Source organism: Tenuifilum sp. (assembly GCF_037481895.1).
Taxonomy (GTDB): Bacteria; Bacteroidota; Bacteroidia; order Bacteroidales; family Tenuifilaceae; genus Tenuifilum; species Tenuifilum osseticum.
In genome coordinates, this window is the sequence record NZ_JBBFKU010000034.1 from 22,617 (window position 1) to 37,983 (window position 15,367).

At 40.9% G+C, this 15,367-nt stretch carries 11 protein-coding genes, 1 tRNA gene and 1 pseudogene; 7 read left to right on the forward strand and 6 right to left on the reverse strand.

Features of this window, described 5'->3' with window-relative positions:
- Window positions 1–246: 246 nt before the first annotated feature.
- Window positions 247–320: transfer RNA gene (locus WHS63_RS10425), tRNA-Arg, on the reverse strand.
- Between the two features lie 90 nt (window positions 321–410).
- On the opposite strand from WHS63_RS10425, the gene WHS63_RS10430 reads away from it, so the two are divergent.
- Together WHS63_RS10430 and WHS63_RS10435 are read left to right on the forward strand one after the other, a co-directional pair.
- A complete protein-coding gene (locus WHS63_RS10430; protein ID WP_445205053.1) occupies window positions 411–1,556 on the forward strand; it encodes an alpha/beta hydrolase in 1,146 nt (381 codons plus the stop codon).
- A gap of 237 nt (window positions 1,557–1,793) precedes the next feature.
- Window positions 1,794–2,267 carry an RDD family protein gene (locus WHS63_RS10435; RefSeq protein ID WP_445205054.1) on the forward strand — a complete coding sequence of 158 codons (474 nt, stop codon included), beginning with the start codon at window positions 1,794–1,796 and terminating at the stop codon, window positions 2,265–2,267.
- 67 nt (window positions 2,268–2,334) lie between these two features.
- On the opposite strand, the gene WHS63_RS10440 is transcribed toward WHS63_RS10435, so the two are convergent.
- The 3 genes from WHS63_RS10440 to folP are packed head-to-tail and all read right to left on the reverse strand — an operon-like array spanning window position 2,335 to window position 5,234.
- Window positions 2,335–3,579 carry a hypothetical protein gene (locus WHS63_RS10440; protein ID WP_445205055.1) on the reverse strand — a complete coding sequence of 415 codons (1,245 nt, stop codon included), beginning with the start codon at window positions 3,577–3,579 and terminating at the stop codon, window positions 2,335–2,337.
- Between the two features lie 49 nt (window positions 3,580–3,628).
- Window positions 3,629–4,432, reverse strand: coding sequence for a diadenylate cyclase CdaA (gene cdaA / locus WHS63_RS10445; protein WP_445205056.1), 804 nt, complete (start codon window positions 4,430–4,432; stop codon window positions 3,629–3,631).
- A 4-nt stretch (window positions 4,433–4,436) separates the two neighbouring features.
- Complete coding sequence (gene folP, locus WHS63_RS10450; RefSeq protein WP_445205057.1) at window positions 4,437–5,234, reverse strand: dihydropteroate synthase; 798 nt, start codon at window positions 5,232–5,234, stop codon at window positions 4,437–4,439.
- A 172-nt stretch (window positions 5,235–5,406) separates the two neighbouring features.
- Here folP and tmk point away from each other — a divergent pair, with 172 nt between their 5' ends.
- Genes tmk through WHS63_RS10465 form a run of 3 tightly spaced genes read left to right on the forward strand, consistent with a single transcriptional unit; the run spans window position 5,407 to window position 9,533 of the window.
- A complete protein-coding gene (gene tmk, locus WHS63_RS10455; RefSeq protein ID WP_445205058.1) occupies window positions 5,407–6,099 on the forward strand; it encodes a dTMP kinase in 693 nt (230 codons plus the stop codon).
- A gap of 11 nt (window positions 6,100–6,110) precedes the next feature.
- Window positions 6,111–7,331, forward strand: coding sequence for a BT_3928 family protein (locus tag WHS63_RS10460; protein WP_445205059.1), 1,221 nt, complete (start codon window positions 6,111–6,113; stop codon window positions 7,329–7,331).
- Window positions 7,332–7,346: 15 nt separating this feature from the next.
- Entirely contained in the window at window positions 7,347–9,533 is a 2,187-nt protein-coding gene (locus WHS63_RS10465; protein WP_445205060.1) for a S46 family peptidase, read from the forward strand.
- 52 nt (window positions 9,534–9,585) lie between these two features.
- Here the strand turns inward: WHS63_RS10465 and WHS63_RS10470 are convergent, their stop codons facing one another.
- On the reverse strand, window positions 9,586–9,981 hold the full coding sequence (locus WHS63_RS10470; RefSeq protein WP_369488269.1) for an OsmC family protein: 396 nt from the start codon (window positions 9,979–9,981) through the stop codon (window positions 9,586–9,588).
- Between the two features lie 168 nt (window positions 9,982–10,149).
- Window positions 10,150–13,563 carry a M6 family metalloprotease domain-containing protein gene (locus tag WHS63_RS10475; RefSeq protein WP_445205061.1) on the reverse strand — a complete coding sequence of 1,138 codons (3,414 nt, stop codon included), beginning with the start codon at window positions 13,561–13,563 and terminating at the stop codon, window positions 10,150–10,152.
- A gap of 263 nt (window positions 13,564–13,826) precedes the next feature.
- Here WHS63_RS10475 and WHS63_RS10480 point away from each other — a divergent pair, with 263 nt between their 5' ends.
- Together WHS63_RS10480 and WHS63_RS10485 are read left to right on the forward strand one after the other, a co-directional pair.
- Entirely contained in the window at window positions 13,827–14,528 is a 702-nt protein-coding gene (locus tag WHS63_RS10480; RefSeq protein ID WP_445205062.1) for a LytR/AlgR family response regulator transcription factor, read from the forward strand.
- A gap of 6 nt (window positions 14,529–14,534) precedes the next feature.
- Window positions 14,535–15,367: pseudogene (locus tag WHS63_RS10485) on the forward strand (hypothetical protein); the annotation flags it as partial.

A 15,367-nucleotide genomic window follows, 5' to 3' on the forward strand; every position in this document is an offset into this window, starting at 1 on the left:
TTGAGTGGACTGGCTTAACCAAGTGACCCCGGAGGGATTAGTTCCGCTGCGCTCCATGATCCCTCCGGGCCTATAAGTTAGTGTATTGTTTTTCAAAAAAGAAAGCCAGTCCTCTTTGGCTGGCTTTTTTTTAAGTGACCCCGGAGGGATTAGTTCCGCTGCGCTCCATGATCCCTCCGGCAATGCTGATTATGGTTACTTTTTTGAACAATGAAAGCCAGTCTTGAGTGGACTGGCTTAACCAAGTGACCCCGGAGGGATTCAAACCCCCGACTTTCAGAACCGGAATCTGACGTTCTATTCAGCTGAACTACGGGGCCATTTATTTCCTGCAAAGATATAGCTGTTTAGCCATTTTTACAACTACTTTTTTAGTGTTACCTTTGTTTTTAATGTAAATTACTCTAATAATGAAAGCCAATTTTGTTATACTGACTTCGTTGATTTTATTGAGTTTCCGGTTAAGTGCACAGGTTGTGTTTGTTGTTGATTCTTTTCCGGCAAAAACTCGACCCGATGACACAATTTTTATGGCATCGGAACTAAATGGATGGAATCCGCATGATATTAATTGGGCCTTTAAACGAACTACGAATCGTTATGAACTGAAATTAACGCATGTAAAGGATTCATTTGAGTATAAACTTTCACGTGGCAGTTGGCAACTTGTTGAGGTGGACTCCAATGGGGACGATATTCGAAACAGGATTTATTTCCCACCTACCGATACTGTTAGAATTAAGGTGAGTGGATGGCGCGATATGTTTGAGGCCGCTCAACGAAAATCAACAGCATCGGCTAATGTTAGATTCTTACCCTCAACCCTTGAGATGAAACAGCTGAATCGCCGAAGAGCGGTGCGGTTATACTTACCACCAAACTACAGCAAAAGACAGCAGTTCCCTGTAATTTACATGCACGATGGCCAAAATGTTTTTGACGAGGCTACCTCATTTGCCGGGGAATGGAGGGTTGACGAAATAATGGATAGCCTTTACTACAGTTGCGGCTTTGCTGCCATTGTTGTAGCCATTTATAATGATAGTAAGGAGCGTATAAACGAATACTCACCATGGCGTAACGACTCCCTTGGTATGGGGGGCGATGGCGATAAGTATGCATACTTTGTTGCCAAAGAGCTTAAGCCATTTATCGATAAAAACTATAGGACTAATCCTGAACCCAAGTTTAATGCTGTTATTGGTAGCTCAATGGGTGGATTAATTTCGCTTTACATAGGGCTCAAGTATCCCGATGCTTTTGGAAGGGTGGGAGTGTTTTCACCTTCGCTCTGGTTTTCGCCTAAAGTATTTGAGTATGTTTCAAAGTACAAGCGTAGGGCTGATCAGAAAATATATCTTTTGGCTGGTGAAAAGGAAAGCGAAACCTTAGTTGAGGATATGAAAATGCTGGAACACCACCTATACAAAGCAGGATATAAGGATGAGGATTATGTTAAAATGAAAATTGCACCTGATGGTCGTCATTCAGAATGGTTTTGGAGCCGGGAGTTTACTGACGCTTTGGAGTATCTGTTTGAAATAAGGAAAAACTAACTCGATAATTTTTAAAATGCGTTGGCCTGTTTTGGCTATCCAATGGAAAAGTGTTCAGCAAGTATTTCTTTTATATCTTCAGTTTACTAACAGTAAATTATTTATGCCATTATCCCAGATATAGCAATTTGGCAAGAATTTGCAGATAATTAGGTTTGATTGTTTTGAAACTACAAGGAATTTATTATATTGCTGTTGATTTAAATAACCATAAACTAAACTTAAACCCTACGAATTATGGAAAACTTAAAGTATGCAGGTTTTTGGTGGCGCTTTCTGGCGTACATTCTTGATGCAATAATTATTGGTGTAATACAGTGGATTATTGTGGTGCCTGTTCTTGCATTAATTGGATTCTCAGCGGCCTCGGCTGCTTCAAATGGGATTACTGAGACTGAAGCCATTGGTATGGTTGGTGCAATTGTTGGTACAGCCATGATAACCTATTTGGCGTTGATTGTGCTAATGTGGTTATACTTTGCCATAATGGAATCGTCAAAGTTCCAAGGAACGGTTGGTAAGATTGCCATTGGCCTTGTTGTAACTGATATGGAAGGAAATCGTATATCGTTTGCCCGGGCTACCGGACGCTATTTCGGAAAAATTCTTTCCAGCTTGATTTTCATGATAGGGTATATTTTAGCAGGTTTTACCCAAAAGAAACAAGCACTTCACGATATGCTTGCTGGCACATTAGTTTGGAAAAAGTAATTGATTATACCAAAATAGGAAAGGGTGGCAGAGATGTCACCCTTTTGCTTTTTAAAAGGATTTCTTTTTACTGCAAAACTGTTACTTCAAAACCCAACTTTTTAATCTCATCCCAAAAAGTTGCGTATGATTTACTGGTTATACGAGCATTGTTCATAATCACTTTCTTGCCAAGAATTGCGTAGGGGGCTAGCGACATGGCTACACGGTGATCGTTTTGTGAATCGCACTCTAGAACTTTAAAGTTTTTTAGTTTGGATTTTCCATCAAACTTTAGAACCTCAACATCATTTTCCAGTTGTACATTAATTGTTGCACCAAGTTTCCGGAATTCGGCTTTAATGGCATCGAGCCTGTCGGGGTCTTTGGTATGAAAGTAATCAATTCCACTAATTGTAAAAGGAATGCCCAGAGCAAGGCAGGCAAACATCGCGGCAGGGGCTAAATCGGGGTGTTGCTTAAAATTATGTTCAAATTGCTTTGTTACCCTTCCTTTGCGTTTAAGAATTATTGCATCCTCTGCAATAATTGTGGTTACACCTAACCGTGTGAACAGGTCTTTTACAGCAGTATCGCACTGAAAACTTTCGGGTTTCAGACCTTTGATAGCAATCTCCCCTTTATCGGCAAGGGCTACTGCCTCGTACCAGTACGATGCTAACGACCAATCAGCTTCAATGGAAAGTTCACTACCATCAAAGATCTGATGTTCAATAAGCACCTCATCCTCACGCCAATCAATATTTACGCCCATGAACTGAAGTGCTCGAAGGGTCATGGTGGAGTAACCCTGGGAAATGATAAAGTTTTTTAGTTCAATAATTTCTTCGGTATTTAAACTTGGGTCGATAAGCAATCGTGCTTCAATCATCTTGCTATTTATTGATCCTTCAACCCGAAGTATTTTCCCCTTCAAATTCTTTCCAATAAGCCTGAAAGGCGGATTACCAATTCGTTCCTCGAACTGCACCTTTAATCCATGCTTTTGGAGTAACGCTACAATTTTACCGGTGGTGCTGTCCTTTAAAATGTTTGACGATGAAAGTATCCACTCGCCACCAAAGTAGCTGATAAAGGCCCTGATATGCCTAATTGCTCGGGCTGTACGGCCACTCTTGCTCTTTAATCCTTCCTTAAAGATGCTTTGGTTAATAATTTTTTCGTTGCCAATTTCAGAACCCGTTACTGTGGGCAGATTTGCATCTTTGTAAACCTTAATTACTAAAAACTTATTTGACATTGGTCGGGTGGGGGGTATTGTAACCTCACCATAAATCTTTGTGTCCGATTTGGTGATTTGGTACTTAATCATTGCTGATAAGATTTAGGTGTTGAACAAATGTAACATAAACTCTATTATCCTATCGTTTAGCTTGTAACTTTTGTTCTAGTTTCTCTTTCAGGTCAGTAAGGCTAATGCCATAATCGATACTGCCATTGTCGGCTAAACTTATTTTGCCAGTTTCTTCTGAAACAACAATTACTAAGGCATCCGTAACCTCTGTCAATCCTAAGGCCGATTTATGCCTCATTCCGAACTTTGGGGGTAAATTAAGGTTCTCCGATATTGGCAAAACACATCGGGCAGCATGAATCTTATTACCTTTGATTATTGCCGCCCCATCGTGTAATGGGCTATTTTTGAAAAAAATGTTTTCAAGCAGCCGGCTTGATAGTTCTGCGTTAATAATGTCGCCCGTTTGGGAGTACACCTCAAGCTCTGAGTTGCGGGTAATGGCAATTAGTGCACCTGTTTTGGTTTCCGACAGGTTTTTGCAAGCCTTTACTATTGCATCGAGGTTTGTTTGGCTAACCTCATTCTGATCCGTACCTAGCAAGAAAGACTCCAAGGCACTTTTCCCTTTAGATGTGTACCGCGACCCAATCAGCAATAAAAATTTTCTTATCTCCTGCTGGAAAACAATAATGATGGCGATAACACCAACTCCAATTACCTGGCCAAGTATACTGCCAAGTAACTCCATGTTCAATGCTTTTACAACTAACCAAATGAAGTACAGGAGCACAATTCCTGAAAAAATTTTTATGGCGGCAGTCCCTCTAATTAAAAGGTATATTTGGTAAAGAAGAAATGCTACAATTACAATGTCGACAATATCGAGCACTCTTACGTGTATAAAAAGCGGTATTGGTAATAATTCCATGGGGCTAAATGAATTGAAATTCAGGTTGAGCATTAAGTAGTTCAAGCAATTTTATGGTTTCAGCTGCTTGTTTAACATCATGAACCCTAAGTATGCTGGCACCCTTAAGAATTGCCAATGTGTTGAGAACCGTTGTCCCATTTAATGCTTGTTCGGGTTTAGTGTTTAGTGGTTTGTATATCATCGACTTCCTTGAAATGCCTACAAGTATAGGAAGTTCCAGTAGTTTAAAAGTCTCAAGGTTTTTTAGGATGGTATAGTTATGTTCAATGGTTTTGCCAAAACCAAAGCCGGGGTCAATAATTATATCCTTAACGTTAAGCTGTTTCAGCTTCTCAATTTTATCGTTAAAAAAAAGAATGAGGTCCCTGATAACATTTTCGTATTGAGGGTTTTGCTGCATGCTCTCAGGTGTACCTTGCATATGCATGAGAATGTAGGGTACATTTAGTTCGGCAATAGTTTCAAACATCTTGCTGTCCATCTGTCCTGCCGATATATCGTTGATTATATCAACGCGAAATTCCTTTACAGCCCATTCTGCAACCGAAGCACGGAAGGTGTCTACCGAGATTATGGCTTCAGGGTAACTCCTGCGAATGGTGGCCAACGCTTTGTGGAGGCGCTTTATCTCGTCCCGCTCACTTACCGGTTTCGCACCCGGTCGGGTTGAGCAAGCACCAATGTCAATTATCTGGCCACCTTCCTCAACTATTTGTTTTGCCCTGCGGGCTATGCTGTGCGAAAACCTGTACCGGCTACCGCTAAAAAATGAATCGTTTGTTATGTTTATTATTCCCATAACCAAGGGTTTCTCAATGGTTATGAGTCTGCCGTTGCACTGCAACGTTTTTCTTGGCGCGAAAACTGAACGTTTTTCTTCCATTTTTTCCTATCTTGCAAAATGTTTCAATTGCTAAAATTACGAAACATTGTGTTAAGTTTACAGATGTTGTTTTTTAATTTTTTTGCAGATGGCTTTAATTGTTATTGAAGGGCTCGATGGTGCAGGCAAATCAACCCAAATTGACTTACTTACAAAACATCTTAAAACAAAGTCCATACCTTGCCATTTCCTTCACTTTCCTAGAGTTGATGCCCCGTTTTTTGGCGATCTTATTGCTAGGTTTCTACGTGGCGATTTGGGAACTATCGACAGGGTTGATCCTTATGTGGTAGCCCTTTTGTATGCTTCGGATAGGATGGATGCTGCTCCAATGATTCGCCAATGGCTTAATGAAAAGCATGTGGTTCTGCTCGATAGGTATGTATACTCCAACGTTGCCTTTCAGTGTGCAAAGCTTAACAATCCCCATGAAATTAACCTGTTAAGGGAATGGATTTTAAAGCTGGAATTTGATTACTATGCAATACCTAAGCCCGATTTAAATATCTTTTTAAATGTACCTTTTGAATTTACCCGCCAACGTCTAACTGAGCAGAGAATTGGTGAGTCAAGGCAATACTTGCAGGGTAAGGACGATATTCACGAAAAGGACCTATCGTTTCAGGAGAAAGTTCGGAATATCTACCTACAGCAGCAACAGTTCGACCCAAATTTTGTTGTATTAGATTGTACTGACAAAGAGGGGCATATGCATAAGCCTGAAGCTATTTCGTCGATGATACTGGATGAAATTGCAAAACGGAATTTGTTGAATCTATAAAGTAGATAGCAATGAAAAAGAGTGTTTTATCTGTTGCAAGGTATTTGTTGGCAGTAGTTTTTATTTTCTCAGGGTTTGTAAAGGGGATTGACCCGTGGGGTACTGCTTACAAGTTACATGATTACTTTAATGCGTTCCATCTCCATTTCCTGGATAATTTAGCACTCCCGCTTTCTGTTTTGCTTTGCGCCGCTGAGTTATACATTGGTTTGCTATTGCTATCAGGGGTAAAACAGAAGATTGCTGCCTGGGGGGCATTCCTATTCATGGTAGTATTTACACCCCTGACCCTTGTGCTGGCTATCACCAACCCTATCTCGGATTGTGGTTGTTTTGGCGATGCCATAAAGCTAACGAATTGGGGAACCTTTTTTAAAAATTTAGTTTTTTTTGCTGCGGCTGCATTCCTTTTTACCAACCGTAGGGAGGAACTATCAAGGCAAAATCCTATCAAACAGAATTTGCTTGCATTACTGCTTCTTGCCATTGCAATTATACCTTCTGTTCATGGCATTCGCCATCAGCCCATTATCGATTTTAGACCTTTCCACATTGGTGCTAATTTATTACAGTACACTTCAATCCCTGAAGGGGCGCCTCACGATGTTTACAGAACAATTCTTTACTACCAGAAGGATGGCGTGGTAAAGGAGTTTGATGAAACCAACTACCCGTGGAATGATTCTACATGGACTTTTGTTGATTCAAAGTCGTATTTAGTAGAAAAAGGCTACACCCCTCCTATAGCTAACTTCACGTTGTACACTGAAGATGGACATAACTATACCGATAGCATTCTTTACTCTAAAGGTGATTTAATTTTAGTTGTTATTCCAAACTTTAAATTCTTATCGGAACCCGCAATAGCTAGGTTTAAAACTATTCAGAAACAGGCTCGCGATAAAGGCATTAAAATACTCGGGTTAACATCGGCTGCTGGAACCGATTTGGCAAACCTGGAAAACCAACATGGTTTATTCTTTACATGGCTTCAAGCCGATGAGGTTATGCTAAAAACCATAGTCCGATCGTACCCTGGTATGCTTTATTTATACAATGGTACAATAATTGGCAAATGGCACTGGCGCGATATCCCTGAAACCCTTTTTAAAACCGAGCAACCCTTATCATTTTTAGTAACTGCTTCGCAAAAAAAGTGGGAGTATGCTATTGCTTCAATATTATCGCTATCTTTAATATTAATTCTGATTTTGTTTAATCGAAACAAATAAATCAAAATTTCCAATATGAGAGCATTAAAAAAACTAACCAGCTGGCTTTTAGTCTTTCTTATTTCTTCCAATGTGCTTGCCGATGAGGGCATGTGGATGCTTAACCTTATAGGTAAAAACATTTCGGCAATGCAAACGCTAGGACTAAAATTGACAGCCGAGGATATTTACAGTGTTAACAAATCGAGCCTAAAGGATGCCATAGTTCAGTTCGATGATGGTGGTTGTAGTGCTGAATTGGTTTCGCCTAATGGCCTATTCTTCACCAATCACCATTGTGGCGTTGATGCTGTTCAGGAATTAAGCACCGTTTCCAACAATTTATTAGAGAATGGTTACTGGGCTAAATCGTACGCTGAAGAATTGCCGGCTAAAGGCAAAACGGCGCTTATACTTGCTGACATTACCGATGTAACCTCCGATATTCTTACCGGCATCAGTCCATCGCTTTCCAACAGGGAATACTTTGAAGCCATTAACCAGAAGATGCAATACCTTCAGGACTCCGTTGAAGCAAATAGCGGGTATCACGTGGTAGTAAGGCCGTTTTTTAACTACAATGAGTTTTACATGTTCCGTTACGAGCGTTACCTCGATGTGCGTTTGGTTGGAGTTCCTCCCGCATCAATTGGAAATTTTGGAGGGGATGTGGATAACTGGCATTGGCCTCGCCATACAGGCGATTTCTGTATATTTCGTATATACACCTCTCCCGATGGTAAACCTGCTCAGTACAGCCCAAAAAACATACCTTTGAAATCAAAGAATTACTTAAAAATTAACCTGCAAGGGGTTCAGGAGGGCGATTTTGCTATGATAATCGGATTTCCGGGAAGAACGCATCGTTACGCTTCGTCCTATGAGGCGATGTTTAACCGCGAGGTGGTAGCCAACTTTAAGCGTACCGTTTGGGGGGAAATGATTAATGCAATTAAAAAGGCCCAACAAACCGATCCCGCAATTAAGGTTAACTATACCGATAAGCACGATTATCTTGTAAACTTTTACCAAAAAGATGTTTGGCAAGCCGAGTCGATGTACAAGTACAATGTTGTTGAACGTCTTGCTGCCCGGGAGGATAGTCTTAAGGCATGGGCTAACAGTAATCCCTTCCTCTACAGCAGGTATGTTGCAACATTGCCTGTTCTTGAGAACTACTACCAAACTGTGACACAGAACAGGTGGGAGGAACTCGAAGGAGCCATTTCGGCATTATCGTTTTATCCGGTTGATGTTCATAAGAATATAACTGCCTGTAACGATTTTGTTAGCGCTATTATCATGCAGGGCAAACCCTATAGCCGGTTGAGTTTCAAAAAGGACTATATACGCCAGGAAGCCAAACTGCTGCAGAAGAGGTTGCCAGCTGTGTTTGAAAAATACCATGTTTATCCCGATGTTCAGCTATATTCAATTGCATTTGGCGCATTGCTAAACAATAGTGGCGATTTTAATAACCTGGGGATGCTTAATGCTATAAAGAAGGTAGATAATATCAGCACAACATACCCATACTACATAAGAGCTTTTTTTGAAAAGTCCTATTTTACTTCGCCTGAGAATCTGAGTAAATTGATTAAAAAGCCTTACCTGGATTCTTTGCTACAAGACCCTCTGTTCATTCTTTACCACAACTACGACATGCTATGGGATTCAATTTACAATTCCATGTACGAGGCACAGCAGAACTACAATAGAGCAATGCAGCTCTATACCAAAGGAATTATGGAAATGAACAAGGGTAAGCTTTTATACCCCGATGCCAATTCAACACCCCGTTTAACCTATGGTAAGGTAAAGGGCTATCGCCCTGCCGATGGAATGGCTTACAAACCCTTTACAACACTCGATGGGGTGATGGAAAAGGAAGATCCCAATTCCGACGTGTTTAAAGTGCCTGAAAAGTTACGCAAACTATGGGAACGAAAGGATTATGGCCCGTATGCTAAGAATGGCGTTATGCCAGTTTGTTTCCTTACCGATAACGATATTACCGGTGGAAATTCGGGTAGCGGAGTGCTCGATGCTAATGGAAATTTGATAGGCATAGCCTTTGATGGTAACTCTGAGGCTATGGCCTGCGACTTTATGTACGAGCCCGAAACTCAACGAACCATTGTGGTTGATATACGGTATGTTTTGTTTATCATCGATAAGTTTGGTGAATCAAAACATATCATGAATGAGCTAACAGTTCTCTAAACCCTAAGTACTTAAAGCAAAAATCTCCCGTTCAGAACGGGAGATTTTTTTGTTATATGCTCTTGGTTGTTACACTCATTTGCGGCGGGTTGTGTAGATGTTTCTTCACAGCACACTGATCAGCCGCTTTGATAACTGCTTCCTTGTACTTCTCAGGGAAATCAGCAGGCAGGTTGATTTCTAGTTCCAGCCTTTCAATCATATGGGTAAGCGGATTAAACTGGTGCTTTTGCACAATTTTGATATTATCAGTAGGTATCCCGCGCTGATCGCAAAACGATTTAACGTAAATCCCTGCACAGGTTCCAATAGATGCAAGAAATAACGTAAATGGTGCAGGCCCTTGATTGTCGCCTCCTCCATAAACTGGTTGATCAGTTAAAATATCATGCTCCCCAATGTGAGCAATTACTTGCTTTTTGCCCTGAAATGTTACTTCAAATTCCATAGATTTATTTATTTTATTTTTTCGTTCGCAAATATATAACATAACAATATATGTGAATGTTTAAATATGATTTAATTTATTTAGAAAATATCTAAATAATGTTAAATGAAATGAAAAGGGGTGTCAGTTAACTGACACCCCTCTTCGCATAAAACACTCTAGCAGCTATTACTTTTTAATAAACTGTTTTGTTATAGGCTGTTTTTCATCGTCAATTGAGATCATGTAAACACCAGGAGCCAAATCATTAATCTCAATTGTGTTATTTCTGTCGGTTAGCATCTGGAATTTAACAACTGCGCCACGCATATCGTATATACGAGCCGATACTTCACCTTCAATACCGTTTAGAACAACATTTATCTTTTCGGAAGCAGGGTTAGGATAGATGGTGAAAATATCAACCTTTTCGTTACCAAGCTCCTCAGCAAAAGGATTGTCGGTTGAAGGAGCTGATGTTCCGCTTGTAATATTTACGCTGTAGTCCTCAACCTCGCCGTAGCTAAATGTTTCGCAAGCGGTAGGTGCAGCATTGTATTTCATGCTTACACGCATGCGTGTAACGCCAAGGGTAGCAGTTGTAGGAATGGTTATACTAGCTGAAAGGGTTCCGCTGCTCGATGATGAACCGCTGGCTACCTTTTCGTTAGTATCAAAAGTACCATTCTTGTTGTAGTCAATCCATACAGCCCAGTATTCGGTATAAGCCGTACTTGCGAATCCTGCACTGAAGTAAATAGTGTATGTGGTTCCGCGTGCAACGGTTGCCTGAAGGCTGGTCATGTCCTTGTAGCCACCATCGTTGCCTGAAGTACGGTTGATTCCTGCAAATTGAACAAGGTCAATCCATTCGTAGCTGGAGTTGCTACCCTTTGAAGCGCAGTAAGTAACCGTGCTGGCTGTTGTGGTAAAGCTAACCTGGCTACCGTACGATGTGCCTTGGGCGTTAATTGCGTATGCACGAGCGTAGTAGGTGGTGTTAGCAGCCAAACCACTGAGGTTTGCACTGAACGATCCAGTACCCGAACCGCTGGCTACCTTACTATTTGCAGTGGTTGGATTTTGTGATGTGCTATAACAAATACCTCGTTCAGTTACAGTTGCACCACCATCGGCTGTTACATTACCGGCTACAGTGGCTGTGCTGGAAGTAATGTTGCTTACACTGCCAGTAGTAACTGTTGGTGTAGTTGCTCCGCTACCTGCGGCAACTGAAACATTGTCAATATACCAGTAGTCAATGTTGTAGAGATTGCCTTCGGCAACAAAAGCTATATATGTTGTTGCAGAGTTGAGGTTTGTTGTAATGTTAACAGTAACACTAGTTGCGCTGATGTTAGTGCTTGAGGTAGCCACTGACCAAGATGTGTTGGTCCAATTGGTCTTATCGTTCGAGGTTTGAACTCTCAAAGTAACACCAGTGCTGTATGCATCAAGCATATGGCGGAATGTTAATGTTACCTGGCTTACCCCTGATGTGTTTATGGCAGGTGTGATCAGGCGTGTGGTACCCGGGTTAACATTCTGGTAAGTACATTTCATTTCGTAGGCCGATCCTCCTGCGTTAGCAGTATTTGATACGCTCCAACGCTCTGTAATACTGGTACCTGTGTTCTGTGTTGTCCATCCTGTAGGCATCGATGAACTACTAAAAGTTTGGGAATAGGGGAGGGTAACTGAAGTTGGGTTAGCAGCGGTGGTAAAGCTCATGGTGCTACCATAGGTGGTTCCGTTGGCGCTAACAGCTTTAACCCTGTAGTAGTATGTAGTATTTGCTGATAAACCGGTAAGGTTAGCGGTAACGTTAGTATTTGTAGTTCCGGTAACACTATTAGGCGTTGCATTGATGCTGTTACCTAAACTTGTAGTAGTACCCCATTCAAAAGTAACAGTGGTTGTGGCATTATTGGCGTTAACAGTACCATTCAAAGTAGCGCTGCTAGTGGTTATTGATGAAGCAGCTACAGTGGTTGCAGTTGGTGCAGTACCACCACCTGATCCACCCATGAATGCAAAGGTGATTTCCTTGGTAGTTGCATTTTCAGCAATGCTGGTCATTGGGCTATTGGTATTAGCGCCAGCCCACGATTTCATATTAGGAGTGGTAGCGTCGGTAAATGATGTTTTGTTACTACTTCCGGGGAATGGGCAACCTGTGCTATTAATGCTACCATACGTACTTGATGTAGTGCCAGGGTTTGTTGTTGCGCTTGCACAAACAGGATACATCTTCTGTGGGTAAGTGGCATTAATATTATTGCTTGAACTTGCAGTGGCAATATCCTTGTGAACATGGTAAATTACTAAACCGTGCCCTGGAACGTATGCGTCGAATCCTTCCTGCTGACGGTTTTCCATAATCCAGTACTCACCGCTGGTGGTAGAGTTAATCTGGTAGAAACTCTTGTTGTCTTTTACTGGTTTAACTGTTACGTTGGTTGCCGATGAAAGAACAGTTGCGGTAGCCCAACCGTATACTTTAACTTTAGTGTATGCGTTGTGGTGAGCAGGTGTTACTCCATTATTGTTCCATGATCCACTGGCCATCATATCCCACTTGCCTGTTCCCTCAAACTGACCACCGGTGCTATAATCGGTATCATAGTAGTCAGGAGCGCCAAGTACGTGACCAAACTCATGGCATATAACACCAATGGATGTAATAGTTGTTCCGGAGTTTCCTCTAAGCTCTGCAGAGCAAGAGTATCTTGAAATAGTTTTTCCGTCTTTAGTAACTGGAGTAATACTCCATGCGTGCGCCCAAATAGCATCGGCGCTGGCACCCGCCTCTTCACCATAACCTGCATAAATAACATACACACCATCAACTGTACCATCGCCATCATTATCGTAGTTGGCAAAGTTAGCTGAGGCGTCGGCCGCATTAACGGCTTCAGTAACCAAAGCTCTTGGGTTTTGATCGTTACCGTATGCATCGTTAGCTCCGTAGTACGACATGTTCTGGCTGGCAGTATAGGGGCCAAATACATCAACCGTTAGGTTGAATTGGCTCCATGAGTTCTCAAGGTAGTAATCCTTAACGCTACCGGTTGCACCGCCAGTGCTATATCCTACCTGGTTGAATAGGTTGTTAAAATCACTTTGGGTCTTAGTAAAGGCTTTATCCTTAAAACCCATCAGAATACATATTAGCTTTCTATTGCCGGTTGTGGGGAAAGCCTTCTGTGCTTCAGCTGATTTAATATCCCAAATGCTCTTCATCATTGATAGCTGGCTTGGGCTGTAGTATAAACCCTTACTTACCTTTGAGAGCAGTTCCTTTTCAGCAGCAGTTCTTTCCTTGATGTTGTTTACCTCAATGCCTGAAAGCTGCAAATCGCCCTTCATGTCCTGAATGGCATACTCATAAACCCCATTGCTGTTTAGCATAATGGTGTAACCATCCTCAGTGGTTGCCCACTTAACCTTTTCATCACCCTTTAGGAAAATGGCCAGAGTTTTACCATTAGCCTGTTTGTACTGTACAAGTCCCGGATAAGCAGGTACTGCTTGGGTCTGATTTACCCATAGCAGGCATGTCATAAGACAAATGCTTACTAAACCAAGTAGATTTTTTCTCATAGCGTTTTTTTTGTTTAGGTTGGTGTTTAGTTGGATGCGCGCAAGGTATATACAATAGGTGTTAATGTCAATATTTTTGTACTCTTGAATGTGCTTATATCGACATAAAACAGTTTTTAACAAACGAAATGCAATTTCAAAAGCATATAATATTAAGTTGTTGTATATTAATACATTATATAATTTTTAATATTTTGGATGCTAAGTAGGGAAGTGCATAATGCTAAAAAGTATTAAATTGCGAGGCTAAACTGTAGGTTACAATGGATTTAAAGGCCATTATTGTCGACGATGAACCCTTAGCCATTGCAGTAATTGATGGTTACCTCTCCCGTATACCCGGGGTAGAGGTTGTTGCTACCTTTAACGATGGACTTCCTGCTTTTGAGTATCTTCAGGAAAACCCTGTGGATATAGTTTTTTTGGATGTAGAAATGCCAAGGCTTACGGGTATTGAACTTGTACGGTGCTTGTATAACCCACCTGTGGTTATTATAACCTCGGCAAACAGGGACTACGCAATTGAGGGCTTTGAGCTAAATGTTGCAGATTATATCCTTAAACCAGTCACTTTTGAAAGACTACTTAAAGCATTCTCTAAGGCTAAAGAGCTTCTTTCAAAAAGAGCCGAAAATGCAAGCCTTAAGGATTCGGAATACCTTATATTTAAGGAAAGTAAAAAGAGCGTAAGGGTTAAGCAGGATGAAATACTCTACTTTGAAAGCATAAAGGATTACGTTAAGGTTGTTACGCTAAACAGAACTGTTATAACCAAACAGAGCATAAGTAGTTTAGAGGAGCTGCTCGATAAAGAGAGGTTTATTCGTGTACACCGCTCTTTTATAGTTGCACTTAATCGTGTGGATACCTTTTCGACCACCTCGCTGGAAATTGGAGATATTGAAATACCTATTGGTAGGCTGTATAAGGAGGATGTGATTAAAATACTGGAAACTAAAAAATAAAATTTTGTGTTACGGAGATTGAAATATCCGTTACTAATCATTGTTCTAGTTCAGCTTACCTTTGCCAATGCACAGGAGCGTGGATTGTTGCTTTCCCACTACTATTCAGCAAATACCTATCAGGCTGCTACGCAGAACTGGGGTATAGTTCAGGATAAGAGGGGTGTTTTATACTTTGCAAATGGAGCGGGGGTACTTGAATTCGATGGAAAGAATTGGCAATTTATTGAGGTTGGGAAAGGTGCCTCGGTCAGGAGTATTGCTATTGATAGTAACGATCGAATTTACGTTGGGGGCTATGGTGAATTTGGTTTGTTAAGTCCGGATAAAACCGGTTTGTTGAAATATGTGTCGCTTTCATCCCATGTCGATTCAGCATATAAGGAATTCAATGAGGTTTGGGATACCAGGGTTATTGCCGATACGGTGTTCTTCTTAACTGACAGATGTATCTTTACCTATTACAAAGGTAAAATCTCATATTTACCCCTTGATGAAAAAAGGGTGTATTACCTCTCACACATTGTGGGCTCAAGGTATGCTGCTCATATCCTAAATGAGGGAATGTTTTTTATTGATAATGGCAGTTTAAGGCTTATAAAAGGGAGCCAGCAATTTTCATCTTTAAAGATTCATTCATTAATTCCTTTCAACGGGAAATATTTACTTTGTACAAGGGAAAATGGGCTGTACACTATTGATTACGAAAATGGTGTATTTAAAAATTTTAGTTCCCTTTCAGCACTCTCATCCAATGCGCAAAGTGTTGATAGTTACTTCAAAACGAATTTATTTTACCATGGCATTTCGGTCAATGATTCACTCCTTGCTCTTTCATC